22 protein-coding genes are annotated in these 23,404 nt (G+C 72.5%); 12 read left to right on the forward strand and 10 right to left on the reverse strand.

The genetic code is table 11. From position 1 onward, the window contains the following. Positions 1–186: 186 nt before the first annotated feature. From OHA55_RS22400 to OHA55_RS22410, 3 genes are read left to right on the forward strand one after another with little or no spacing between them, the layout of a single operon-like run. Positions 187–786: a TetR/AcrR family transcriptional regulator gene (locus OHA55_RS22400; protein ID WP_266709046.1), complete on the forward strand. Its 600-nt coding sequence runs from the start codon at positions 187–189 to the stop codon at positions 784–786. Between the two features lie 40 nt (positions 787–826). Next, entirely contained in the window at positions 827–1,483 is a 657-nt protein-coding gene (locus tag OHA55_RS22405; RefSeq protein WP_266709048.1) for a hypothetical protein, read from the forward strand. A gap of 11 nt (positions 1,484–1,494) precedes the next feature. After that, on the forward strand, positions 1,495–2,067 hold the full coding sequence (locus OHA55_RS22410; RefSeq protein ID WP_266709050.1) for a nucleotidyltransferase domain-containing protein: 573 nt from the start codon (positions 1,495–1,497) through the stop codon (positions 2,065–2,067). Between the two features lie 22 nt (positions 2,068–2,089). Here the strand turns inward: OHA55_RS22410 and OHA55_RS22415 are convergent, their stop codons facing one another. The 3 genes from OHA55_RS22415 to OHA55_RS22425 form a co-directional block, all read right to left on the reverse strand. Continuing rightward, positions 2,090–2,395: an SCO5918 family protein gene (locus tag OHA55_RS22415; RefSeq protein WP_266709052.1), complete on the reverse strand. Its 306-nt coding sequence runs from the start codon at positions 2,393–2,395 to the stop codon at positions 2,090–2,092. Between the two features lie 55 nt (positions 2,396–2,450). Beyond that, positions 2,451–2,654 carry a hypothetical protein gene (locus tag OHA55_RS22420; RefSeq protein ID WP_323180485.1) on the reverse strand — a complete coding sequence of 68 codons (204 nt, stop codon included), beginning with the start codon at positions 2,652–2,654 and terminating at the stop codon, positions 2,451–2,453. A gap of 270 nt (positions 2,655–2,924) precedes the next feature. Then, positions 2,925–3,134: a cold-shock protein gene (locus OHA55_RS22425; protein ID WP_266709054.1), complete on the reverse strand. Its 210-nt coding sequence runs from the start codon at positions 3,132–3,134 to the stop codon at positions 2,925–2,927. A gap of 1,055 nt (positions 3,135–4,189) precedes the next feature. Here OHA55_RS22425 and lon point away from each other — a divergent pair. Beyond that, positions 4,190–6,607, forward strand: a complete 2,418-nt coding sequence (gene lon, locus OHA55_RS22430; RefSeq protein WP_266709056.1) for an endopeptidase La — start codon at positions 4,190–4,192, stop codon at positions 6,605–6,607. Positions 6,608–6,728: 121 nt separating this feature from the next. Here lon and OHA55_RS22435 read toward each other — a convergent pair whose 3' ends face one another. Together OHA55_RS22435 and OHA55_RS22440 are read right to left on the reverse strand one after the other, a co-directional pair. Next, on the reverse strand, positions 6,729–7,481 hold the full coding sequence (locus tag OHA55_RS22435) for a polysaccharide deacetylase family protein (RefSeq protein WP_266709058.1): 753 nt from the start codon (positions 7,479–7,481) through the stop codon (positions 6,729–6,731). Positions 7,482–7,686: 205 nt separating this feature from the next. Beyond that, entirely contained in the window at positions 7,687–8,511 is an 825-nt protein-coding gene (locus tag OHA55_RS22440; protein ID WP_266709060.1) for a lysozyme, read from the reverse strand. A gap of 237 nt (positions 8,512–8,748) precedes the next feature. Between OHA55_RS22440 and OHA55_RS22445 the strand changes: the two genes are divergently transcribed. Beyond that, positions 8,749–9,246 (forward strand): MarR family winged helix-turn-helix transcriptional regulator, encoded by a 498-nt coding sequence (locus OHA55_RS22445; protein ID WP_266709062.1) that lies wholly within the window; start codon positions 8,749–8,751, stop codon positions 9,244–9,246. Between the two features lie 36 nt (positions 9,247–9,282). On the opposite strand, the gene OHA55_RS22450 is transcribed toward OHA55_RS22445, so the two are convergent. Further along, complete coding sequence (locus OHA55_RS22450) at positions 9,283–10,068, reverse strand: protein phosphatase 2C domain-containing protein (RefSeq protein WP_266709064.1); 786 nt, start codon at positions 10,066–10,068, stop codon at positions 9,283–9,285. A 364-nt stretch (positions 10,069–10,432) separates the two neighbouring features. On the opposite strand from OHA55_RS22450, the gene OHA55_RS22455 reads away from it, so the two are divergent. The 7 genes from OHA55_RS22455 to OHA55_RS22485 all read left to right on the forward strand — a co-directional run bounded on the left by OHA55_RS22455 (position 10,433) and on the right by OHA55_RS22485 (position 17,605). Beyond that, entirely contained in the window at positions 10,433–13,447 is a 3,015-nt protein-coding gene (locus tag OHA55_RS22455) for a nitrate- and nitrite sensing domain-containing protein (RefSeq protein WP_266711059.1), read from the forward strand. Next, positions 13,444–13,923: a roadblock/LC7 domain-containing protein gene (locus OHA55_RS22460; RefSeq protein ID WP_266709066.1), complete on the forward strand. Its 480-nt coding sequence runs from the start codon at positions 13,444–13,446 to the stop codon at positions 13,921–13,923. The genes OHA55_RS22455 and OHA55_RS22460 overlap by 4 nt, the downstream gene beginning before the upstream one ends. Further along, complete coding sequence (locus OHA55_RS22465) at positions 13,920–14,333, forward strand: DUF742 domain-containing protein (protein WP_266709068.1); 414 nt, start codon at positions 13,920–13,922, stop codon at positions 14,331–14,333. Before OHA55_RS22460 ends, OHA55_RS22465 begins: the two co-directional genes overlap by 4 nt. Beyond that, a complete protein-coding gene (locus tag OHA55_RS22470) occupies positions 14,314–15,033 on the forward strand; it encodes an ATP/GTP-binding protein (RefSeq protein WP_266709070.1) in 720 nt (239 codons plus the stop codon). Before OHA55_RS22465 ends, OHA55_RS22470 begins: the two co-directional genes overlap by 20 nt. A gap of 45 nt (positions 15,034–15,078) precedes the next feature. Further along, a complete protein-coding gene (locus tag OHA55_RS22475) occupies positions 15,079–16,314 on the forward strand; it encodes a styrene monooxygenase/indole monooxygenase family protein (protein WP_266709072.1) in 1,236 nt (411 codons plus the stop codon). 230 nt (positions 16,315–16,544) lie between these two features. After that, a complete protein-coding gene (locus OHA55_RS22480) occupies positions 16,545–17,411 on the forward strand; it encodes a hypothetical protein (RefSeq protein ID WP_266709074.1) in 867 nt (288 codons plus the stop codon). Beyond that, entirely contained in the window at positions 17,408–17,605 is a 198-nt protein-coding gene (locus OHA55_RS22485) for a hypothetical protein (protein WP_266709076.1), read from the forward strand. The genes OHA55_RS22480 and OHA55_RS22485 overlap by 4 nt, the downstream gene beginning before the upstream one ends. Before the next feature lie 15 nt (positions 17,606–17,620). On the opposite strand, the gene OHA55_RS22490 is transcribed toward OHA55_RS22485, so the two are convergent. From OHA55_RS22490 to OHA55_RS22505, 4 genes are all read right to left on the reverse strand, one after another. After that, positions 17,621–19,018 (reverse strand): C40 family peptidase, encoded by a 1,398-nt coding sequence (locus OHA55_RS22490; RefSeq protein ID WP_266709078.1) that lies wholly within the window; start codon positions 19,016–19,018, stop codon positions 17,621–17,623. Between the two features lie 219 nt (positions 19,019–19,237). After that, positions 19,238–21,898: a PQQ-binding-like beta-propeller repeat protein gene (locus OHA55_RS22495; protein WP_266709080.1), complete on the reverse strand. Its 2,661-nt coding sequence runs from the start codon at positions 21,896–21,898 to the stop codon at positions 19,238–19,240. Between the two features lie 65 nt (positions 21,899–21,963). Further along, complete coding sequence (locus tag OHA55_RS22500) at positions 21,964–22,239, reverse strand: hypothetical protein (RefSeq protein ID WP_266709082.1); 276 nt, start codon at positions 22,237–22,239, stop codon at positions 21,964–21,966. 132 nt (positions 22,240–22,371) lie between these two features. Continuing rightward, on the reverse strand, positions 22,372–23,307 hold the full coding sequence (locus OHA55_RS22505) for a diiron oxygenase (RefSeq protein WP_266709084.1): 936 nt from the start codon (positions 23,305–23,307) through the stop codon (positions 22,372–22,374). Positions 23,308–23,404 lie beyond the last annotated feature (97 nt).

Genomic DNA, 23,404 nt, shown 5'->3' on the forward strand with positions numbered 1-23,404 from the left:
ACCCGGGCCCCATCGCGGTGGCCGCGCCGGGCGGGCCCGCAGGTGCGGACGCGTCCGGCGGGCCCGGGCCGGTACCCCCGTGGCCCGTACGCCCGGTTATACGATGGGCCGACCAGGCGAAATCCGGTACGCGCGCCTCCCGGGCGGCACCGCCGGGCGCCCCCTGCACCCCCAGGAAGCGGACCCGTGGCACAAGGCCTGACCAGCAAGGGCGCCGCCACGCGGCAGCGCATCGTCGACGGCGCCGCCCAGCTGATGCGCGAGCGCGGGCCGGAGGTCTCCCTCGACGAGATCCGCGGCGCGACCGGCACCAGCAAGAGCCAGCTCTTCCACTACTTCCCCGAGGGCCGGTCCGCCCTCCTCGTCGCCGTCGCCCGGCACGAGGCCGAGGCAATCCTCGCCGACCAGCAGCCCCACCTCGCACACCTCACCAGCTGGGCCGCCTGGGACGCCTGGCGGGACGCGGTGCTCGACCACTACCGCCGCCAGGGCCGCCGCTGCCCGCTCAACGTCCTCACCGGCCAGCTCGCCGGGGACGACCCCGAGGTGCGCGCCGTGGCCGAGGACCTGATGGACCGCTGGCAGGCCCATCTGGCCGCCGGAGTACGGGACATGCAGCGCCAGGGTCTGATGTCGGCCACCCCGGACGCGGAGCGCGCGGGGGAGTCGGTCCTCGCCGCCGTGCAGGGAGGCGCCTTTACCCTGATCGCCACCGGCCGCCTCGGCCCGCTGGAATCCGCCCTGGACCTGGCCCTGGACCACCTCCGGATGCGGGACGCCGGCTGAACGGCCGCGGGGCCACTGCCCGCCGGGGTACGGTCTCGCCATGTCCCGATCAGCCGAGACCCGTTCCTCCCGACCCCCCGTCACCGCGGACGACCTCGACCTCGCCGTCGTGCTCGCCGTCGATGCCCTCCAGCACGCGCCTTCGGCCGCATGGGACGGAAAGGCCGGTTCGCTCGAGTGGACCTGCTGGGAGACCGTCGAGCACCTCAGCGACGACCTCTTCGCGTACGCCGCGCAACTGGGCCCCCGAACACCGCCCATGAAGGGCGAGGTGCCGTTCCTGTGGGAGAGCCGACGGCCCGGCGGTCCCGCCAACGCGATCCACGCGGACCGCGAGGCCGGTCCCGACGGCCTGCTCCAGGTGCTGGAGGCCAGCGGCGCGCTGCTGGTCGCCATGGTGCGCACGAAGCCCCCGCACACCCTCGCCGACCACTGTTACGGTGCCTCCGACCCCGAGGGCTTCGCCGCCATGGGGATCGTCGAGACCCTGGTGCACACCCACGACCTGACCCAGGGGCTCGAACTTCCCTGGAACCCGCCCGCCGGCCTCTGCTCGCGGGTGCTCGGCCGGCTGTTCCCGGACGCCCCGGCGGACACGGACCCCTGGACCACGCTGCTGTGGGCGACCGGCCGCGCCGACCTGCCCGGGTGCCCCCGGCCGGCCACGTGGCGCTGGGACGGCACACCCCGGGAGTGAAGGATGTCCGCATGACGACGGCCGCAGAGGTGCTGTCCGTCCTGTCCCTGCTGCGGCGGGCCGGGGCCGAGGTCTGGATCGGCGGCGGCTGGGGGATCGACGCGCTGATCGGCGAGCAGACCCGGGACCACCGCGACCTCGACCTGATGCACCGCCGGGACCAGGAGCCCGCCGTGCTGGCCGCACTGGCGGGCGCCGGCTTCACGGAGAGCCTCGACCAGCGCCCCGTACGGTTCGTCCTCACGTCCTCGGAGGACGGGGTGTCCCCGTCGGGCCGGTCGTCCCCGTCGCGCAGGTCGCCTTCCCCGGCGGGCCGGTCGTCGTCCCCGTCGTACCGCGAGCTGGACCTGCATCCGCTGGTCTTCGCCGCCGACGGCTCCGCCGTACAGGCGTCGCCCGAACCGGACCGCCCCTTCCGGTACCCCGCCACCAGTTTCGTGACGGGCACCATCGGGGGCACGCGCGTCCCGTGCCTCTCGGCCGAGCAGCAGGCCTACTTCCACCAGGGGTACGAACCCACTCCGCGCGACCTGCACGACATGGCCCTGCTGCGCCGCGCCTTCGGGACCGCCACGCACTTCTGACAGGGCCGGGGTTCGCCCCGGCTCAGGCGGCTGCGGGAGCGCCGAGCAGCTCGGACGCGTGCTGGAACGTGTCGGTCACGGGCGCGGCCGCGCGGGGAACCGCGGGGCAGGTGAAGCCGAGCTGGGTCATGGCCCGGAGGACCTCGCCGGCGCTGAAGTCCCGGCGGTCCTGGCGGGTGATGACCTGGCCCACCTGCTTCACGGGGTAGGTGCGGCGGCCCACGATCACGCACTCGCCGACGGCCGGCTCCGGCTTGATGCCCTTCATGGCTTCCAGGACTCCGCTCTTGGTGAGCTCGAACGGGAAGCGGGCGATGACGCAGCGCATGATGCCTCACAGAGAGAAGAGAAGGGGTGGTTGCTGTCGTGCTGAGCGGGTCGGTTCAGTGGGCCAGGGCCGGAGCACCGTCCCGGTCGGCGGCGAGGAGGTCGCGCAACTGGATCCGGTCCGTGTACGAGGCCCCGTCCCGGACGGCGCCGAGCCCGGCCAGGGTGACCGACCCGGTGCGCAGTCCGTCGTTGTCGCAGACGAGCAGGTGATCGACGCGGGCACTGGCCATGACCGACAGAGCCACCTCGACGGTCATGTCGTCGCCGACCCGCGGTTCGCGGGCTTCGTCATCGAAAGGATGGACGGCGTCGGCGGGGCGAATGTGGAAGGAGAGTCTGTCCGTACGAACGGGGCCCAAGAGGAACCTTCCTCGATGCGGCGCCGATCAAGGAATTCCCGCAGCGGGCGAAATTCACCGCGGGAATGTCGAGAATGCGCCGAACGGAATGCGAAATCGGATCAGGTCTGCGGTGAATCGACTGCGGTGGTGAAACGGCGGTGCTCCGTGGGGATGAAACCGGGCGTATCACGGTCGGACGGGAACGATGTTCTCCGCCGTCGGGCCCTTCCGGGTCGGTGCGATGTCGAAGGTGACCTGCTGTCCTTCGAGCAGCTCGCGGAAGCCCTCGGCGGCGATGTCCGAGAAGTGGGCGAACACGTCCGGGCCGCCGCCCTCCTGCTCGATGAAGCCGAAACCCTTGGCCGCGTTGAACCACTTCACGGTGCCGGACGCCATGTCATATCTCCTTGGGGCATTACGCCGGAAACCGCAGTGCGTGGATGCCGGGTCGCCGCGGTGATGCGTCGTCCGAAAAGGACCGAAAACGAGAAAGGCGCCCAGTCGTCAGAAAGGTCGACGAGGGTGCTCAGAATTCCAGGGCCACGGCAACTGGGTTCGACGATAGCACGCGGCAGCTGTGGGCAGGTGGGGTGTCAATTCCGTTCCGGTCGCCCGGCTGAAACGCTTCGTGCGCGGTGTACTCAAAACTATTCTCGCGGGCACAGAAATCTCCCCGCGGAGGGCACAGCTCTTCCGGAGGGGCGGGTGGTCACCACTCGATCACACGGTCGCGGAACTCCTGGAAGCCGTGCCACCCGGAGAGTTCCCGCAGAGAGATCAGGTCCCCCGTGGAGCAGTCCAGCGCCTTGCAGCCAAGGGCGTCCGCGAGGCGGAGGACGGGTGTGAGCGCGTCGTCGCCGGAGCCGCGGATGTTAGCATGACCGAGTCCACGGGGTCGTCGCCGCCGATGCCCAGTTCGATGGACCAGGCGGGCCCGAGGAGTGTGCCCCAGGTGGGGTCCGAGAGGTCGGTTCCGGGGGCGGCCCGGCTCACGGCCGCGAGTACGTCCGGCGGCCGGCCGAGTGGGGGCGGGGTGTAGTCGTCGGGCAGGTCCCGCACCGAGGTGACGCTGTCGGGCAGGCGGAGGAGAAGGACGTCCCAGCTCATGCGGACCTTCCGGACGGGGACGGGAACGTGGACCGACGCGGTGCCGTTGTGGCGGGGGCGACGTTCCGGGCGCCCATGCGTCCCGCCCGATCGTCGCGGTGTCCGGTCATCGTGACAGGCGCCACCGACATCGGGCCGTCGGCCCCGGGTGGGCGGGCCTGGGCTGCGAGGCGGGCGGAGAGGTCCGGGCGGAGGGGCGGGAGGTGTGGGTCCGGAACGCCCGGAACTTGCCTCCATGGGCCGGTCACCCCCCGATCGCTCACAGCGAACACCCCCCGGGGAACATTCCTCGGCTCACAAGCATTGAGCGTGCATAGCTCAACTTGACTGCCGAAGGGAAGATCATGGCTACCGACACCAAGGCGTCCACCCCGTTCGACCTGCCCGTGCTGGCGCTCGACGACGAAGTCGTGCTGCCGGGCATGGTGGTTCCGCTCGATCTTTCCGACAGCGAGGCCCGCGCCGCCGTGGAGGCCGCGCAGGTTGCCGCCGGTGAGGGCAGCAAACCCGAGGTGCTTCTTGTTCCGCGCATCGACGGCACCTACACGGGGACCGGTGTCCTCGGTACGGTCGAGCAGATCGGGCGGCTCTCCGACGGGGACCCCGGGGCGATCGTGCGGGCGCGCTCGCGGGTACGCATCGGCACCGGTACCACCGGTCCCGGGCGGGCCCTCTGGGTCGAGGCGACCCGGATCGACGAGAACGTGCCCGACCCGCTGCCGGGCGCGGTCGCCGAGCTGGTCAAGGAGTACAAGGCGCTCGCGACCAGCTGGCTGAAGAAGCGGGGGGCCTGGCAGGTCGTCGACCGGGTGCAGCAGATCGAGGGCGTTTCCGCGCTCGCCGACAACTCCGGGTACTCGCCCTTCCTGACCACCGCGCAGAAGGTGGAGCTGCTGGAGACCACGGACCCGGTCGCCCGGCTGAGGCTAGCCGTGCAGTGGCTCGGTGAGCACCTCGCCGAGCAGGACGTGGCCGAGTCCATCGCCAAGGACGTCCAGGAGGGCGTCGACAAGCAGCAGCGCGAGTTCCTGCTGCGGCGCCAGCTCGACGCCGTACGCAAGGAGCTGTCCGAGCTCAACGGCGACCCGGGGGACGAGTCCGACGACTACCGGGCCCGTGTGGAGGCGGCCGACCTGCCCGAGCACGTCCGGGAGGCGGCGCTCAAGGAGGTCGAGAAGCTGGAGCGCTCCTCGGACCAGAGCCCCGAGGGGGCCTGGATCAGGACCTGGCTGGACACCGTCCTGGAGCTGCCCTGGAACGAGCGGACCGAGGACGCGTACGACATCCGGGGCGCGCGGGCGATCCTCGACGCCGAGCACGCCGGGCTCGATGACGTGAAGGAGCGCATCACCGAGTACCTCGCGGTCCGCAAGCGGCGGGCCGACCGGGGCCTCGGCGTCGTCGGCGGGCGGCGCGGCGGCGCGGTGCTGGCGCTCGTCGGCCCGCCCGGCGTCGGAAAGACCTCGCTCGGTGAGTCCGTCGCGCACGCCATGGGCCGCGAGTTCGTCCGGGTGGCGCTCGGCGGTGTCCGGGACGAGGCGGAGATCCGGGGCCACCGGCGTACGTACGTCGGCGCGCTGCCGGGGCGCATCGTCCGGGCGATCAAGGAGGCCGGCTCGATGAACCCGGTCGTGCTGCTCGACGAGATCGACAAGGTCGGCTCGGACTTCCGGGGCGACCCGGCCGCCGCCCTGCTCGAAGTGCTGGACCCGGCGCAGAACCACACCTTCCGCGACCACTACCTGGAGGTCGAACTCGACCTCAGCGACGTGGTCTTCCTCGCCACCGCCAACGTCCTGGAGGCCATCCCGGAGGCATTGCTCGACCGCATGGAGCTGGTCAGGCTCGACGGGTACACCGAGGACGAGAAGGTCGTCATCGCCCGCGACCACCTGCTCCCGCGCCAGCTGGAGCGGGCGGGTCTGGAGCAGGACGAGGTCGTGCTGGAGGAATCGGCGCTGCGCAAGCTGGCCGGCGAGTACACCCGTGAGGCGGGCGTACGGAACCTGGAGCGGGCCGTCGCCCGGCTGCTGCGGAAGGTCGCGGCCCAGCACGAACTGGGCGACCGGGAGCTGCCGTTCGCGGTCACCGACGCCGATCTGCGGGGCCTGATCGGTCGGCCGCACCACGTGCCCGAGTCCGCGCAGGACCCGGCGGAGCGCCGTACCGCCGTACCGGGCGTGGCCACCGGCCTCGCCGTCACCGGTGCGGGCGGCGACGTGCTTTTCGTCGAAGCCTCGCTGGCCGACCCGGAGACCGGGGCGTCCGGACTGACCCTGACCGGTCAGCTCGGCGACGTGATGAAGGAGTCCGCGCAGATCGCGCTGAGTTTCCTGCGGTCGCACGGTGCGGAGCTGGAGCTGCCGGTCGCCGATCTCAAGGACCGGGGCACCCACATCCACTTCCCTGCGGGCGCGGTCCCGAAGGACGGCCCGAGCGCCGGCATCACCATGACGACGGCGCTGGCCTCGCTGCTCTCCGGACGGCTGGTCCGTACGGACGTGGCGATGACCGGTGAGGTCTCGCTGACCGGTCGGGTGCTGCCGATCGGCGGCCTGAAGCAGAAGCTGCTGGCGGCGCACCGGGCCGGGATCACCACCGTGGTGATCCCCAAGCGGAACGAAGCGGATCTGGACGACGTCCCCGCCGAGGTCCTGGAGAAGCTGGAGGTCCACCCGGTGACGGATGTCCGCCAGGTGCTGGAGATCGCCCTCGCCCCGGCCGGCGCCGCTGTGCGGGAGAAGGTTCCGGCCGCGGCGTGAGCGGCACGGCGTGACGGACGTGCCGCCGCGCGCGTGACCGGCACGGACGGCCCGCCGCCCCGGAGACTCCGGGGAGGCGGGCCGTTCCCGCGCTCGCGACCCGGGGGAGCCGTTCCCCGGATCAGGGGCGGTAGATCGTGCCCGGTACGGGCTCGGCCGGGGCCATCAGTTCGGGGACGGTCACGAAGGTGTAGCCGCGTGCCCGCAGGGCGTCGATGATCCCCGGTACGGCGGGCACGGACCCCTTGTATATGTCGTGGAGCAGGATGATGCCGTCCCTGCTCGCCTGGTCCAGGATGCGCTTCTCGATCAGCGCCGAGTCGGTGGTCGAGTAGTCCTTGGCCGTCGCGCTCCACAGGATCTGGGAGAGCCCCAGATCCTTGCAGATCTCCGAGACCGTGTCGTCGGTACGTCCCTGGGGCGGGCGCATCAGCCGGGGCTTCTTCCCGGTGATCTTCGCTATGGCGTCCTGCGTCTTCTCCAGCTCGGCCCGTATCTCGTCGGGCTTCTTGTCCGTCAGGATCTCGTGCGACCAAGTGTGGTTGGCCACCTCGTGGCCCTCGTCCGCGATGCGCCGCACGGTGTCGGGGTGCTTGAGGACGTGGTTCTTGCCCAGCAGGAAGAAAGTCGCGTGCACCTTCTTCTCCTTGAGCACGTCCAGCAGGTGCGGGGTGTCCGCGCCGGGCCCCGCGTCGAAGGTCAGGGCGATGCACTTCGCGACGCGGCAGTCCACCGGGCCGAGTTCGCCCTTCGCGTCGGAGCCCGCCTCCTTGCGGGCCGAGGCGGGTGCGGTGGTGGCCATGGAACAGCCGCCCAGAGCGAGTGTGAGCGCGGTCACCAGGGCGGGGGTCAACCAGCTGCGCGTCTTGGGCATCCTTCTGGGCAAGGCGGCTCCATCCATCGGTCGGCACGGCGCGGTACAGCCGTACGTCCGGTACGGCAGCCCGGACTATACATACCGCGTATACATTGGGTGCATAGTGGGGGGGGCGGGTGCCCGGCGGAACGCCGCGGCCCCGGCGACGGACGGTCGTCACCGGGGCCACGGGCTGTTCAGGGGTGCGGAACGCGAGGTCGTGTCAGCCGTTCGCCAGGGCCTGTACGCGGTCCAGCGCGCCGTTGAACTTGTTGTGGTCCCCGACCGTCGTACCGGTCGAGGTGTACTGCCAGATCGTGTAGTAGTCCCAGCCGGCCGGGAGTTCGCCGACCGTGGTGTTGTAGCGGGCCACCCAGAGCGGGTTGGTCGCGCCGAAGCCCGCGTTGTTGCCGGTGCAGGTCGTCCACCAGCTGGTGGCCGTGTAGATCACCGCGTCCCGTCCGGTGCGCGCCTTGTACGTGTTCACGAAGTCGCGTATCCAGGAGACCATCGCGGCCTGCGTCTTGCCGTAGCACTGGTCCCCGTACGGGTTCCACTCGATGTCCAGCACGCCCGGGAGGGTCCGGCCGTCCCTGGACCAGCCGCCGCCGTTGTCGGCGAAGTAGTTCGCCTGCACGGCCCCGGAGGTCGTGTCCGGGGTGGCGAAGTGGTACGAACCGCGGATCATCCCGACGTTGTACGAACCCGTGTACTGCTGCGAGAACGAGGTGTTCTTGTAGTACGTCCCCTCGGTCGCCTTCACGTACGCCCACTTCACGCCGGCGCTCCACAGCGTCGACCAGGCGACGTTGCCCTGGTGGCTGCTGACGTCGACGCCCTCGGTCTGGGTCGCGCTCGTGCCGACCGGCAGCGAGCCCCGGCCGTCGTGGGCGACGACGCCCATGCCGAGCGAGGCCGTGCCCCGGGCCGGGACGTCGGCCGCCGAGGCGGTGCCGGGCAGGGAGAGGAGAAGGGGGAGTGCGGCGAGCAGGGCGCCGGCCGGAGCGAGCAGACGAGCCGTGCGGGAACGGGATCTGTGCTCGGACATGGGTGTGCCTCCGTGGTTCGGTGGGGGACGGTGGGAGGAACCGCGAAACCGGGGTACGGGAGGGGCCGGACCCCGGTGGGCGCGCCTTGTCACGAACACGCCCAGCGATGACGCTACGCGCGTTGACCCGCCCTCCGGAAGAGGGCCCGGGACCCGCCTGTGGTCTACTCCTGCGAAATACTGGCCCAGCTGCGGAAAAGCCCCGCGGCGGGGAGAAGTTTCAGAGGTGGAAAACGCATGAGGGGTGCCGTGGTGGAGGAGAGCGACAGCCGGACCGGTCCCGACACCGCCGCCGGGGTTCCGGCGGACCAGGAGTTCCTCGCCCTGGAGCACGAACTGGCCGTGATCCTGCGGCGGGCGCGCGCCACCTCCGGTGAGATGGCGCGCGAGGTCCACCCCGAACTGGAGTCCGCCGCCTACGGCTTGCTCGTCCGCCTGGAATCCGCGGGCCGGCAGCGGGCCACCGAGCTGGCGGCCTGGTTCGGCGTCGGCAAGGCCACCATGAGCCGTCAACTCCGCGCCCTGGAGGATCTCGGTCTGGTGAACCGTGAGCCGGATCCCGAGGACGGCCGCGCCTCGCTCGTCCACCTCACCGAGGAGGGTCTCGCCCGGTTCCGCCACGTCCGCGACGCCCGGCGGGCCCGCTACGTCCGCAAGCTCGCCGACTGGGACCGCGCCGAGGTCGCGGAACTCGCCCGGCTGCTGCACCAGTTCAACGAGCGCGCCGAGGGGTGACGGCGGGCCGGGGCGCGAGGGGGCGGGCTCAGGGGCTCAGAGCTCCACCAGCGCCACCGTGGCGTCGTCGTGCCGCTTGCCGCGGCCCAGGTGGACCCGGTCCGTGTCGGCCCGCTCCCGTTCCCGTACCCGGTCGATGAGGCGCTGGGGACCCGCCGAGCGCAGCAGCCCGAACAGGGCCTTCCAGTCCCCCTCCCGGAACATCTCGGTCCAGCGGCTCGCCCCGTCCGTCAGGGCGGCCATCGCCCGCACCTCGCCGAGCGGCAGACCACCCGTCACCGCACGTGACGCGACGGCCGGATCGGCGGCGGCGGTGAAGAATCCGCCCTCCATGTTGCGGGCCAGGGTGTCCGTCAGCTCCGTGGACGAGAGGGTTCCCGGCGGAAGTCGGTCGAGCCGGTCGTCGACCACCGCGCGTACGCTCCCGTCCGGGGACTCCAGCAGCAGCACCGAATCGGAGAGCACCAGGTACTCGACCGCCGCCTCGTCCCAGCGGGCCATGACGACGGTTGCCTGAGGCGTCCTTACGTGAGAAAGGTCACAGGAGATGCGATGGGCGTCCGCGGTGCGCCGGATCGACTCCGCCAGGATCTCCCGCAAGGTCAGATCCGGGCGTGAAGCGGACAGTTCGGCCAGCGCTCCGCCCAGCCGCGAGGTGAACCAGGGCACCGAGTGCACACAACCGTCGTCGCCGGGAGGGGGAGTCACTCCGTCCAGCAGGACCAGGCACCCACCCTGGCCGGACGCGGGGAGGGCGGCCATGACCCAGTCTTCGTCGGGGCGTTCGGGGCTGCCGGGCGTACCGGCGAGTTCGATGCGCATGGCAACCAGTCTGCACGACGCCTTCACATCGTCTGCATGCTGCGAACGTCGGTGCGTACCAGCAGGTCAGACCGGCCCGCGGGGCGGCGCCGAGGGCATCGGCGCGGTGCGGGCGGGCATCCTGCCAAAGCGCGCGCGGAAGGTCCACCCGGCGTGCGACGCATGGGGCGTGGCCGCACAGGGGAGACTTGTTCGCCCGCTCACGAGTGATGTTCACTCGTTCGAGTGGCGGAGCAGTCGTTGTGCGCCCCCCTCCCAAAAGGGCTGGAATGGTCAGAAGCCGGACCAGGAGTGGGGGAATGCGTGCATGTGACGTTGCGTCACCTCTGCTTCATGGGTGGACGAGTCAAGAATGCGAGCACCGGTGCAGAAGAAGCGGCCGCGGGGCAAGGTCGGCACGCAGGACGTTTCCGGGGCGACCGCTCCGGTGGCGGGCGGCGACAAGCGCAGGGCGCGCGTACGCAGCCGGCTCGTGGCGGGCGTCGCCGTCGTCGGGATCACCGTCATAGCGGCGGGCGCCCCGGCGGCCCTCGGTGCCTCCTCCGACCTCAACGAGTCGCAGAACCTCGTGACCCTGGCCGAACTCGACCAGCAGGCCATCACGCTCGCGCACTCGCTCGCCGACGAACGGGACGCGATCACCGCGTACATCGCGGGCGGCCGTAAGACCTACGGCGGCAAGGACGGTGACGGCGACGACGGCGCCAAGCCGGGCGCCGACAGCCTCAGCGCCCGGGTCGACCAGCAGATCGACGAGATCCGCGAGGCCGCCCCCGCCACGCTCCGACGGGACCTCTCCACCGTCCCGTCGCTGCGCCGCGACGCGGTCGGCGGCAAGGGTTCGGCCCTCGCCACCCATCAGGCGTACTCCGAGGTCATCGCCAAGCTCCACGACCTCGCCGCCGACCTCGCCGAGAGCACCCCACCGCGCGCGGCCGCGGCCACGCGCGCGCCGCTGGCCCTCTCCACCGCCGTCGAACAGGCCTCCGCCACCCGGGGACTGCTGCTCGCGGCCCTCGCCGTGCCCAGCCCGGAGCCCGTCCAGGAGTACGACCCCTACACCGGGCTCCCCGTGACGAGCGGCGACGACGAGAAGTCGGCCGACGACCGGGCCCGGGACGAGCTGAGCGCCGCCGCCCAGCAGGCCCGGGTCCGTGAACTCGCCGCCCTGGCCGACTTCGACCAGGCGGCGGGCGCCGGCGCCCGCGACAAGCTCTCCTCCACCGTCACCGGACCCGAGGTCAACAGCGCCGACAAGTACCTCGCCGCCCTGACCGACAGCCCCGAACTCTCCGACGCCGACCGGGAGACCAGCTCCAAGAAGCTGTCGGCCGCCCTCTCCGCGCGCATCGACCGGATGCGCGGCGTGGAATCGGCGCTCGGCACCGCCCAGGTGCAGCGGCTGGAGAAGCTCCGCGACGACGACGTCACCGGGCTCGAACTCTCCCTCGCCCTGCTCGGCGGCTGCTTCCTCATCGCGGTCGGGGTCTCCACCGCGGTCGCCCGCACCCTCACCCAGCCGCTCGCCGTCCTGCGCATCGGCTCCGCCCGGCTGGCCGCCGAACCCGAGTCGGCCGAAGCGATCGCCTACCGGGGCCGCAACGACGAGTTCGCCCAGGTCGTCCGCTCGATCAACGCGCTGCACGAACGACTGCTCGCCCTGCACGGCGAGTTCGCCGGGCAGACCGGCGGACTCCGCGCGGAGCACGCCGAACTGATCGCCGGCCGCGAGGCCCTCAGCCTCCAGCGCGCCGAACTCCAGGTCCAGGTCGCCGACCTCACCGCCGAACTCCAGCGGCTGCGCACCACCGTGCACCACACCTTCGTCAACCTCTCGCTGCGCAGCCTCGGGCTCGTCGAGCGCCAGTTGGGTGTGATCGAGAACCTGGAGGAGCGGGAGCAGGACCCCGAGCGGCTGGCCACCCTCTTCAAGCTCGACCACCTCGCCACCGTGATGCGCCGCCACGGCGAGAACATGCTGGTCCTCGCGGGCGCCGACCACGGCCAGGGACACGCCGGGCCGATTCCGCTGGTCGACGTGGCCCGCGCCGCCGTCAGTGAGATCGAGCGGTACGAACGCGTCACGATCCAGTCCCTGCCGCCGTACGCCCAGGTCGCCGGGTTCGCCGCGGACGACCTGAGCCACCTGGTCGCCGAACTCCTGGAGAACGCGACCGCGTTCTCCCCGCCGGACTCGCGGGTCGAGCTCTCCGGCTGGCTGCTGGAGACCGGCGAGGTGATGCTCTCCGTGCAGGACGAGGGCATCGGGATGTCGGCCGCACGGATGGAGGAGGTCAACCTCCGCCTCGCCGACCCGGCGTCCTTCCGGACCGGGGAGCCCGGAGACGACGGCGCCGGACTCGGCCTCCAGGTCTCCGCGCTGCTGGCCGCGCGCCACGGTGTACAGGTGCGGCTGCAGCCGCAGAAGACCGGCGGCGGTGTGACGGCGGTCGTCGTGCTGCCGCAGGCCCTGCTGCCGAAGGCCCCGCCCGCTGCCTCGCCGCCGCCGGTGAACGTACCGGGCGGCGCGCCGGCGCTGAACCTCCCGGGTTCGGTCGCCGAGGCGAACTCCAACACGCTGCAGGGACGTTCGCCGGCGCTCCCCGCCGGCGACCCGCTGATCGCCGCCGCCGAGCGGACCATCCGGGACGCCGGCGCCGACGCGGCCCCGGCCGCAGTCCCCGCCGCGCCCGGGGAACCGGCCGTCGCCCCGTCCCCGGCACCCGCCGAGTCCCCGGCCGAGACCACCATGCAGTTCCGCCTCCCGCCCGTTCCGGAGGCGGCCCCGGAAGCGGCGCCCGCACCGGCCCCGGAAGCGGCGCCCGCACCGGCCCCGGAAGCCGCCCCCACGCCGGCCCCGGAAGCGACCGGAAACCCGTACGCCATCGGCCCCGACCGGCACGAGCGGCCCGCCGACACCGCCGGTACGACCGCCCCGGCCGCCCACGACCCCTACGAGGCGCCGGAGCCCCGGCCCTTCCCGCTGCCCGGGAACGCGCAGCACGCGTACCCCCAGGCCCCGCCGGTCCCCGAGCCCGCCCCGCTTCCCACGAGGGAGGCCGCGTCCACCGAGTCCGTGCCGGCTCCCCGGCAGCCCGAGCGGGTCACCGACAAGGGGCTGCCCAAGCGCACCCCCCGGGTGGTCAAGCCCGCCGACGCACCCTCCGGGGAGCGCACGGGCAGCCTGGACAAGGAAGCACTCCGGCGGCGGCTCGGCGGATTCCAGCGAGGAGCACGTGAGGGCCGCCGGGACGTGGAGGCGGAGATCGCGGAAGGCGTGGAGCCCGACGCACCGATCGCGCCGGACGCACGCACCGACCTGGCCGGCCGCCCGGACGGCCAGGAGACGGGGGACACTGTCGAGGAGGCACGCAGTTGACTGCGCCCAGCACGCTCGGGCTGAGCACCGAAGCCCGGAACCTGCACTGGTTGCTGAGCAATCTGGTGGAGGAGGTACCAGGAGTCCACTCGGTCACGGTCGTCTCGTCCGACGGGCTCATGCTGCTCTCCTCCGACCCCGGTCACCAGGCCGCTCCGGCCGCCGGGAACCAGCAGAGCCCGAGGGGTTCCAGCGCCGACCTCGCCACCATCGTCTCCGGCATCGGATCCCTCACCATGGGGGCCGCGAAGCTGATGGACGGCGGCGGCGTCAAGCAGACGATGGTCGCGATGGAGGAAGGAAGCGTCTTCGTCATGTCGATCAGCGACGGCTCCCTCCTCGGCGTCCACGCCACCCCCGACTGCGACATGGGTGTCATCGCCTACCACATGGCGCTCTTCGTCGGCCGGGCCGGACATGTCCTCACCCCCGAACTCCGCAATGAGCTGCGCAAATCGATGGAGAGCTCCCAGTGACGTCCGCCGCCGAACCCGCCCGCAGGCTCCCCGTGCGGGGGTCCGAACGGAAGCCCGCACGGGTCCGCCCGTACTCCCTCACCGGGGGGCGCACCCGCTTCGGACACGTGCTGCTCGTCGAGACCTTCGTCGCCGCGCTGGAGGCCCCCGAGGAGCGCCGCGAGCTCACCAACGGCAACCTCAACACCCGGGTCATGCCGGAACTCCTGGCGATCGTCGAACTCTGCCGCCGTATGCGTACGGTCGCCGAGATCTCCGCCCTGCTGAAGATGCCGCTCGGTGTGGTCCGGGTGCTGCTCAGCGACCTGGCCGACCAGGGAAAGATCCGCGTGTACGGAACCGGCCACGGCGCCGGTCAGCCCGACCGCGCACTGCTCGAAAGGGTGCTCAATGGACTCCGTCGTCTCTGAGCCGAAGCTCTCCGCGCCGACGCTCGCCGAGCCCGCGCCCACCGCACCGGCCCCCGCCGAGCCGACGCTGTTCACCCCGCGTCAACCGGACGCCAAGGACCGGGCACGCCCTGTCGAGGACCCGGTTCAGGCGTGGCAGCTGGACCATACGCGCGCGCCCACCGCGACCAAGATCGTGGTGGCCGGCGGCTTCGGCGTGGGCAAGACGACCTTCGTGAGCGCGGTCTCCGAGATCACCCCGCTGAAGACCGAAGCGGTCATGACCCGGGCCAGCGAGGAGACCGACGACCTCACCGCGACCCCGGACAAGGCCACCACCACCGTGGCCATGGACTTCGGGCGCCTCACGCTCGACGACGACCTCGTCCTGTACGTCTTCGGCACGCCCGGCCAGCAGCGGTTCTGGTTCATGTGGGACGACCTGGTGCGCGGCGCCATCGGCGCGATCGTCATGGCCGACACCCGCCGCCTCTCCGACTGCTTCCCGGCGCTCGACTACTTCGAGAGCTGCGGGCTGCCGTACATCGTGGCCGTCAACCACTTCGAGGGGTCCGACCTCTACGAAGCGGTGGACGTCAGGGAGGCCCTGAGTGTGCCTCAGCACGTGCCTGTGATGATCATGGACGCGCGTAACAGGATCACCGTCGTCGAGTCGCTGCTCACCCTCGTGGGGCATGCTCTCGACGCCACCCCTGTCTGAGAAGCGCCCCCCGATCGACGCACCACGTAAACGGAGAAGTTTCCCATGCGGAAGATACTCATAGTCGGAGCCGGCCAGTCCGGACTCCAGCTCGCCCTCGGCCTGCAGTCGCGCGGGTACGAAGTCACCCTCATGTCGAACCGTACGGCCGACGAGATCCGGACCGGCCGGGTCATGTCCACGCAGTGCATGTTCGACACCGCCCTGCAGTACGAGCGTGACTACCAGCTCAACTTCTGGGAAACCCAAGCCCCGAAGATCGAGGGCCTCGGCGTCTCGGTCGCCGGTCCCGACTCCTCGCGGGTCATCGACTGGGTCGGCAAGCTGGACGGCTTCGCGCAGTCGGTGGACCAGCGGGTGAAGATGGCCGGCTGGATGGAGACCTTCGCCCAGCGCGGCGGGCAGCTCGTCATCCACGGTGCGGCCGTCTCGGACCTGGACTACTTCTCCCGTACGTACGACCTGGTGATGGTCTCGGCCGGCAAGGGCGAGCTGGTCTCCATGTTCGGCCGGGACGCCTCGCGTTCGCCGTTCGACGCCCCGCAGCGGGCGCTGGCGGTCTCGTACGTCCACGGCATGGGCCCGCGCCCGGAGCACCCGGAGTTCGACGCGGTCCGCTGCAACCTGGTGCCTGGCGTCGGCGAACTGTTCGTGATGCCGACCCTGACGACCTCGGGGCGCGCGGACATCCTGTTCTGGGAGGGCGTCCCGGGCGGTCCGCTCGACGTCTTCCAGGGCATCAAGGACCCCTCGGAGCACCTGGCCAAGACGCTGGAGCTCATGGAGCGGTTCACGCCGTGGGAGTACGCCCGCGCCACCAAGGTCGAGCTGACCGACGCCAACGGCACCCTCTCCGGCCGTTACGCGCCGACCGTCCGCAACCCGATCGGCCGGCTCCCCGGCGGCGGGCTGGTGCTCGGCGTGGCCGACGTGGTCGTGGCCAACGACCCCATCACCGGCCAGGGCTCCAACTCGGCCTCCAAGTGCGCCAACGCCTACTTGGAGTCGATCATCGAGCACGGCGACCGCGCGTTCGACGCCGACTGGATGCAGGCCACCTTCGACCGTTACTGGGACACCGCCCAGCACGTCGTGAAGTGGACGAACGCCATGCTCGGCGTCCCGCCGGAGCACGTGCTGAACCTGATCGGCGCCGCCGGCCAGATGCAGCCGGTCGCCGACCGCTTCGCCAACGGCTTCAACGACCCGGCCGACTTCGACAACTTCTTCTTCGAGCCCGAGAAGACGAACGCGTACCTGGCCTCCGTCGCGGGCGCCTGACCCGCACCGCTTCTCCTTCTGGCACCGTCCATCGGCAATTCGCCGGTGGGCGGTGTCTTTCGCTTGGGCGGGGGCTGTCCGTGACGAGCCGACAGTCAATATTGAACACGTTCAAATTCCCTGGCAGGATGAGTGCTGCCGCAGCCGCCCATCGGGCGTGCCGCGATGTTTCGGTGCGCCGCTCGCCGCGTTGTCCGGCGTGCCGCCGCCCTGTCGTGAGGGGGCTCTCCATGGAGAGAGAACGGTCGTTCGACCGCATGATGTGGATCTCAATGCTCGTGCTGTTCCTGGAGGCGGTGACCGTCGCCATCCTTACCGAGCTCCACGGGCAGACGCAGGAGTCTCCGAACGCGGACATCAACGCCCTGGGGCTGTTCCTGATGCCCTTCCTGGCGATACCGGGCGCCCTCCTCGGAGCCGTGCTGTCGCTGCTCCTGGTGATCCCCACCGTGCGGCTGAGCGAGGCGCTGGGGCGCAGGTTCACCGGGCGTGAGATCTGGTGGTGGGTACCGGCGGTCGCCGCGGCCGGGCTCGCGCCGCTGGGTCTGCTCGCAGCCCTGACCGGCTTCCTCGGGCCGATCGACGCGGTGAGCGCATGGTGCGCGGCGACGGTGCTGCTCTCCGTGGCCGCCCTCTTCACCCGCATCGCGCGCAAGGGGCTCTTCGGCAGTGTCCTGCTGTGGGGCACCCTGGCGGTGCTCGGCACCGGCGTCCTCGGGGTCATGGCCCTCGACCTCGGCATCGTCGACGCGTACGCCCCACCGGTCGTCAGCCGCGCGTCCCTGGTGGGCGAATGGACCGACGGGAACGGCGGGACCCTGACCCTGTCGGACGACGGCGTCGCGGTGGTCTCGGCCGTCGGGGACCCGGCCTACGACGCCGAGGACACCGAGGGGATGGAGCGGTGCACCGGCCGGGGCACCTGGAGCTACGACCGCGGCGAGGGGCCCAGGGGGCAGGCGATCGCCGTCACCGTCCCGGAGTGCGACTGGACGCCGTGGGAAGTGGGCGGCAGTGACGGCCGGGTCACCGTCTACCAGTACGTCGGCGACCCGGACGCCTGGGTGCTGTACACCCTGACGAAGCTCCCCCGGTGAGTGCGGCGCGGATGTCGCGGGAGGAGTGGAAGCGGCACTACCGGCGGATGACCCGGGTGTCCCTGCTCGTGCCGGCCGCGCTCTTCGCCCGGATCGCGCGCGAGGGTCTTCTCGCCGGCATCGCCCTGTGGGGCGCGCTGATGTGGCTGAGCGTCGGCACGCTCGGGGCGGCGGTCCACCACTTCCGGGCATGAGCGCGCAGCCCCCCGTCACTGTTCGGGCGGCTCGACCGATGCGTCGTACCCCGTGTCCGAACCCTCCGACGCCCCCTCCGGCAACTCCGGCCGGACGTACGTGGTCAGCGGTACGCCCTCCGGGTCGGGGCGTACGGCGCCGAGCAGCGGGTTCGACGCCAGCGGCGACACCTTCACCACCGCGCCCGGCCTCGGCGCCTGCACCACCAGGCCGTCACCGATGTACAGCGCCACGTGCGTGGCCTCCGGGTAGTACACGACGAGGTCGCCCGGGCGCAGCGAGGAGACCGGGACGCGGGGCAGCCCCGCCCACTGCTCCTGCGAGGTCCGGGGGACGGCCAGCCCGGCATGCTCCCAGGCCCGCATGGTGAGCCCGGAGCAGTCGAAGGTGTCCGGCCCCTCGGCCCCCCACTCGTACTCCTTGCCGATCTGCTCGATCGCGTACGCCACGGCCTCGGCGCCCTGCCCGGACGGCGGCCGCGTCGAGCCGAGGGCGCCGGAGGCGACCAGATCCTGCTGGGCCGCGTCCACCTCGTCGTCCTCCAGGGCCGAGACCGCGCCGAGTTGGGCGGGCGTCAGGCCCGCGAGCCGCGCCTCCACCCCGTCCAGCGCCGTCCGTACGGAGTCGCGTCGCCGCCGCTGCTCCGCCGCGAGCGCCCGCTGCTCGGCGAGCGCCTTGCGGGCGGCGGCCGCGAGGACCCCGGCCCGCTTCTCGGCCTTGGTGAGGCGGTCGACGGTGGCCGCGCGCCCGGCCGCCGCCCGGTCGATCACATGGCTCTGGTCGAACACGCCGGACGGGCCGTCCGCCAGCAGCAGCCGGAGGTACGCGGAGAAGTCGGACCGGTCCCGGTACTGCTCGCGGGCCAGCCGCCCGGCGTCCGCACGCCCGCTGCCGAGCGTGCGACGGGCCCTCGTCAGCCGGTCGTTCACCGTGCGGGTGGCGGCCGTCTGCCGCCTCAGCTTCTCGTCGGCCGCGTTGAACTTCTCGGTCGCCTGCTCCATCTGCCGATAGAGAGTCCGGAGTTCGGTGAGCAGGGCGGGGGTGGCGTCGGGTGCGGACAAGGGGGTGGCATCGGGAACGTCCGACGGGTCCCCGGTGCCGGCGGGGGCGTCGTCCTCCTTCTCCTTCGCGGGGGAGGGCGTGGCGGTCGCGGACGGCGTACGTCCCGCGAGGGCCTCGGAGGCGTCCACGGTCACGCCGGGGGACGGGGTGGGGGACGGAGCGGGAGACGGGGTGGGGGACGGGGTGGGGGACGGGCCGACGGACCTCTTCGGCCGGGGGGACTCCTTCGCGGAGACCTCGGGGGGCTCGGGTGCCGGGCGTGGGTCCGGGGCGGCGCCGGACGGGGCGCGGGCGGCGACGGCGGCCAGGACCGCCGTCGCGCAGACCGCTCGCAGAAGCCTGCCTGACACGTCATCACCTCCGGTGACGGTGCGGGGCCGGTCCGTGCGCCGGACGGGGTCCGGACCGGGCCGATCGGGCCCCTAAAAGTGTGCGAATCATATTTATCCGCTCACTTGGTGCCCGGCGGCGCAAGCACCACGCGGCGTGGCGCCCCGCGTCACCCCGTACGGCGGGGGCCGGAGCGCCGACCGCCGACCGCCGTCCGCCACCAGCCGGCCGCCGCCCGGTCAGCTCACCGGGAACGCGTAGACCGCCCGGCCCCGCAGGACGACCGCGGTCTGTCCGGTCGTGAGGGTCCGGTACGGGCCGGTGACGGTGGCGCCCTTGGGCTCCGCCACCCCGATGTCCTGGAACTTCCACAGCCGCCGGCCGTCCCGCGCGTCGAACGCCGTCACCTGCGTGGTGTCCGAGGCGAGGACGGTGTCGCCGGACGCGGTGACCGCGAGGGCTGGCGCGGAGCCACCGGCCGGTACCTCGGTGGAGCGCAGCCAGAGGAGCTTGCCGGTCTCGCGCTCGACCAGACCGACCTCCTGGCTGCGGTTGGTGGTGGCGATCAGGTCGCCCGACTCCACCGGAACGCCGAACTCCGAGGACGCGGCCGTACCGTCGAGCCGCCACAGTCGCTTCCCGGACTCCGTGTCCCAGCTCTCCAGGTTGCCGCCGACCGCCGCGAAGAGCCGCCCCTCCTCATCGCCGCCCGCCGCGCCCCGGACCGGGACCGCGCCGAACTGCCGGCCCCACAGCGGCTTTCCGGTCGCCCGGTCGAAGCAGCGGAAGGTGCCCTTCCCCTTGGTCGCGTGCACATCGGCGGGGGTGAGGGTGGAGGCGTCCTGGCGCACGACGATGTCGTTGAGGCGGGCGGCCGTCAGCCGGTACTCGGGGCCCGCGTGGTCCCGGCCCGCCGGTACCTGGACCCGCCACACCTCCTGGCGGCTCACCAGGTCGTACGCGAAGAAGTACGCCTGATCGACCTGCTTGTCCTTGCCCGGCTTCTTGCCCTTGGCCGGCTTCGGGGCCTCCACGGTCACCGTCCGCGCGCCGGAGAACCAGACGACGGAGCCGGACTGCCCGGTCAGTGTGCCGACCCGGAGTCCGGGCAGGCCGGCGAACCCGTCCGCGTACCGCACCCGGTGCTTCACCTCGCCGGTCTCCGGCGACAGCCAGAGGAACGCGGTCGGGCCCGCGACGAAGACGAGGCTGTCCCCGGCGGCGAGCGCCGCCTGACCCTCGGCGGCGTCCGCGCGCTGCCACAGCTTCTTGCCCGTACGGAGATCGACCGCGGTCGCCTGGACCTTGCTCGTCAGCACCAGCAGTCGGTCCTGCCAGAGTGCGGCGGTCAGCGGCTCCGCCTCGGACGCCGGGTGCGCGTACGTCCAGGTGAGGGCGGGCGGCTGTCCCGGCAGAGCGGGCCCCCTGCTGGGCCCGGGTTTGCCGTCGGCCACCGGGGCGGGCGTGCCGTCGTCCCCGAGGGCGCCCACCGCGATGCCGCCGGCCAGCAGGCCCAGCGCACCGGCGGCGACCGTGGCCAGCAGCGACCTGCGGGTGGGGAAGAGCGCGGTCCGGTCCGGTCCCGGAGGTGCCTGCCGCACCGGCGGGGTTCCCGGGCCGGTGGGCAGGGAGCCGCCGCCCGGGAGGGAGGTGCCGGAGTACGGCAGCGGGTACGCCGGAGCGGCCGGCGCCTGGCCGGAGAGCGAGCCTCCGGCGGGCGACGCCAGGGCCCGGCGCGCCGGAAGCAGCGAGCCCGGGGAGGGGGCGGCCGACGGGACGGCGAGGGCGGCCGGCGCGGGCTGCCGGGTCGCCAGGGCCCGACCGGGGGAGTGCTCCGGGGCGTCCTGCGCCGGGGCAGCCCCGAGTGCGGCGAGCCGGGTGGTGGGGTGGTCCGACAGTCCCTCGCGGGAACGGGTGTCGAGGAACCGGGTGGCCGTCTCCCCGTCCGGGGCCGCAGGGGCGGCCGGGGGCTCCACCGGGGCCTCCAGCGCCCGCGCCCGGGCCTCCTGGTCCGCCACCGCCGCCGACAGGGGTGCGGGCAGCCAGCCGTTCCGGGCGAGCGCCGCCGCACCCTCCAGCGCCAGCGACGCGGCGACGGACGCGGCACTCGGGCGGCTTCGCGGATCCTTCGCCAGGCACCCGGCGACCAGTTCCCGCAACTCGGCGGGTACGCCGTCCAGCCCGGGCTCCCCGCGCGCGATCCGGTCCGCCGTCCGCTCGGCCGGGCCCTCGGCGAACGGGGTGGCCCCGGTCGCCGCGTACGCCAGCAGCAGCCCGAGCACGAAGAGGTCGGACGCGGCGCCCACCTCGTGGCCGGCGATCTGCTCCGGGGTGAGGTAGCCGAGCCGTACGGAGAGCTGCCCGCCCGGCAGTGCCTCGGCGGCGGCGGCCCCGCCCAGCGGCCCGAAGGCGGTCAGCCGGGGGCCGTCGGCGGCCAGCAGCACCGTGCCCGGCGAGAGGCCCTGCAGGGCGGAACCGGTGGCGTGCACCCGGGCCAGCACCTCCGCGACGCCCGCGCCCAGTATCCGTACCGCCCGCTCGGGCAGCGGCCCCGCGACGGCGATGGCCTCGGCGAGCGTCAGCGCGGGGACGAAACGGGTGGCGGTCCAGAGCCGCTCCGGCCCGGAGGCCGCGCCCGGACTGTCACCGTCGCCCGGGACGTCGAGCGGCGGCTGCACCCAGCCGCCGGCCAGCCGTTCGGCGGTGCGGACCTCGGCCAGGAAGCGGCGCCGGAAGGCGGGCACCGCGGCGAGCTCCGGCCGTGCGGCGGTGACCAGCACCAGATCCCCGGCGTCCGCCCCGCGCGCCACCCAGCTCACCGCGCTCGCCGTCCCGCGGTGACGGGCCAGCACGGTGTACGGGCCGAAGCGGCGTGGATCGTCCTGACGCAGCGCCTCCATGGCGCACCCCCCTCGTGACCGTCCCTCGGCACCTGACCGCCGATCCTAAGGGCTGTCCCGCGCGGTCAGCCGCCGCTGTTCGGCTTCGTCCAGGGCCACTTGGGGCGGAAGCGCTCCCGTCCCCCGGGGGCGTACTCGTACCGCCAGCCGCGCTGGATGTGGAGCCGGGGGGTGTGTCCGGCCGGAACACGGCGGTACGCGTGGACCGTCGGCGGGCCGCCGTCCTCGGCCGGCACCGGCACCACGTACCACTGGGGCGGGTGGCCGGTGGGGCCGGTGAGGACGGGCAGGACCCTGCCGTCCAGGGGGCCGCCCTCGAAGGGGGTGTTCTCGCTTCTCACCCGCACAGTCTCGCCCACCGGACACCGACGGCGACGGCGACCCGGGGCGGGCGGTGACGGCCGGGCCGTGCGGGGGACGCGGGGCCGGGGGGACGCGGGGCCGGTCGGGAGCCGGGCCGTACGCCCCCGGACTCAGGCCAGCAGGCCCGACTTCCGCCACAGTTTGCGGCTCACCCCGTTCATCACGCCGATGTCGTCGAAGAAGTCGGTGAGCCGCTTGGCGCCCGACTGCATGACCTCCTTGCGGTGCCCGCTCGCCTTGACCTGGGCGAGTGCCTCGCGGCGGTCCAGGCCCACGTTCTCGTACACCTGCGGATTGATGAAGCAGACGGAGAACACCCGGGCCGCTTCGCCCGAGGTCAGCCGGGTCAGCTCCCGCTCCCAGCGCGGGGCGGTCACCATCTGGCGGCGGAGCTCCTCGCGGGCGTACCGGACGTGCCGGGCCTCCTCGACGACGTGGATGCGGGTCACCCCGCGCACCAGGGTCTGGACGCGCTCGTCCGGGAAGGTCAGCCGCTGCATCCAGTCGAGGATCTCCTCGCCCAGCAGGGTCGCGGCGAACGAACCCGGGGTGGTGGAGACGCTCTTCAGGACCCGCGCCACGTTGTGGTAGCCGCGCGGAACCGGGTACGTGGGGGCCTGGCCCCACTGGATCATCTTGCCGAACATCATCGAGTGGCGGCACTCATCGGCTATCTCGGTCAGTGCGTACCGCACGTGGTTGCTGGTCACCGGCTTGTCGTAGATGTGCCGGACCAGCAGCTGCATCAGGATGATCTCGAACCAGATGCCCAGCGAGGCGAGCGACGCCGCCTCGTGCCGGGCGAGGTCCATCCGCTGCTCCTCGGACATCTTCCGCCAGAGCGGGGTGTCGTAGAGGGAGACCAGCTCGGGCGGCCAGAACCATTTGCCGTCCTCGATCGCCGAGTCCCAGTCGATCTCGGTCTCGGGGTCGAAGGAGTGCTTGGCCGAGGATTCGAGCAGGCGCTCGGCGATCTGCTCGCGGTCCCGGAGCGGGCCGAGCGCGTCGCGGAGGACCTGGACGTCGTGTTCGCTCACTGTCGTCATGACTGGGGTACCTCGCACGTGGGTTACCTGGGGTCACCTCTTATTGGACTGCTTGTCAGCAAGGCCGTCAATCCCTCGGGTCCTACTTGTCGGCCCT

This window comes from Streptomyces sp. NBC_00102 (assembly GCF_026343115.1).
Taxonomy (GTDB): Bacteria; Actinomycetota; Actinomycetes; order Streptomycetales; family Streptomycetaceae; genus Streptomyces.

What these genes read in the sequence shown, in the direction of transcription:
- OHA55_RS22405 (WP_266709048.1), top strand. Translation starts at nt 827, where the DNA reads ATGTCCCGATCAGCCGAGACCCGTTCCTCCCGACCCCCCGTCACCGCG.
- OHA55_RS22410 (WP_266709050.1), top strand. Translation starts at nt 1,495, where the DNA reads ATGACGACGGCCGCAGAGGTGCTGTCCGTCCTGTCCCTGCTGCGGCGG.
- OHA55_RS22415 (WP_266709052.1), bottom strand. Translation starts at nt 2,395, where the DNA reads ATGCGCTGCGTCATCGCCCGCTTCCCGTTCGAGCTCACCAAGAGCGGA.
- OHA55_RS22420 (WP_323180485.1), bottom strand. Translation starts at nt 2,654, where the DNA reads ATGACCGTCGAGGTGGCTCTGTCGGTCATGGCCAGTGCCCGCGTCGAT.
- OHA55_RS22425 (WP_266709054.1), bottom strand. Translation starts at nt 3,134, where the DNA reads ATGGCGTCCGGCACCGTGAAGTGGTTCAACGCGGCCAAGGGTTTCGGC.
- lon (WP_266709056.1), top strand. Translation starts at nt 4,190, where the DNA reads ATGGCTACCGACACCAAGGCGTCCACCCCGTTCGACCTGCCCGTGCTG.
- OHA55_RS22435 (WP_266709058.1), bottom strand. Translation starts at nt 7,481, where the DNA reads ATGCCCAAGACGCGCAGCTGGTTGACCCCCGCCCTGGTGACCGCGCTC.
- OHA55_RS22440 (WP_266709060.1), bottom strand. Translation starts at nt 8,511, where the DNA reads ATGTCCGAGCACAGATCCCGTTCCCGCACGGCTCGTCTGCTCGCTCCG.
- OHA55_RS22445 (WP_266709062.1), top strand. Translation starts at nt 8,749, where the DNA reads ATGAGGGGTGCCGTGGTGGAGGAGAGCGACAGCCGGACCGGTCCCGAC.
- OHA55_RS22450 (WP_266709064.1), bottom strand. Translation starts at nt 10,068, where the DNA reads ATGCGCATCGAACTCGCCGGTACGCCCGGCAGCCCCGAACGCCCCGAC.
- OHA55_RS22470 (WP_266709070.1), top strand. Translation starts at nt 14,314, where the DNA reads ATGGACTCCGTCGTCTCTGAGCCGAAGCTCTCCGCGCCGACGCTCGCC.
- OHA55_RS22475 (WP_266709072.1), top strand. Translation starts at nt 15,079, where the DNA reads ATGCGGAAGATACTCATAGTCGGAGCCGGCCAGTCCGGACTCCAGCTC.
- OHA55_RS22480 (WP_266709074.1), top strand. Translation starts at nt 16,545, where the DNA reads ATGGAGAGAGAACGGTCGTTCGACCGCATGATGTGGATCTCAATGCTC.
- OHA55_RS22495 (WP_266709080.1), bottom strand. Translation starts at nt 21,898, where the DNA reads ATGGAGGCGCTGCGTCAGGACGATCCACGCCGCTTCGGCCCGTACACC.
- OHA55_RS22505 (WP_266709084.1), bottom strand. Translation starts at nt 23,307, where the DNA reads ATGACGACAGTGAGCGAACACGACGTCCAGGTCCTCCGCGACGCGCTC.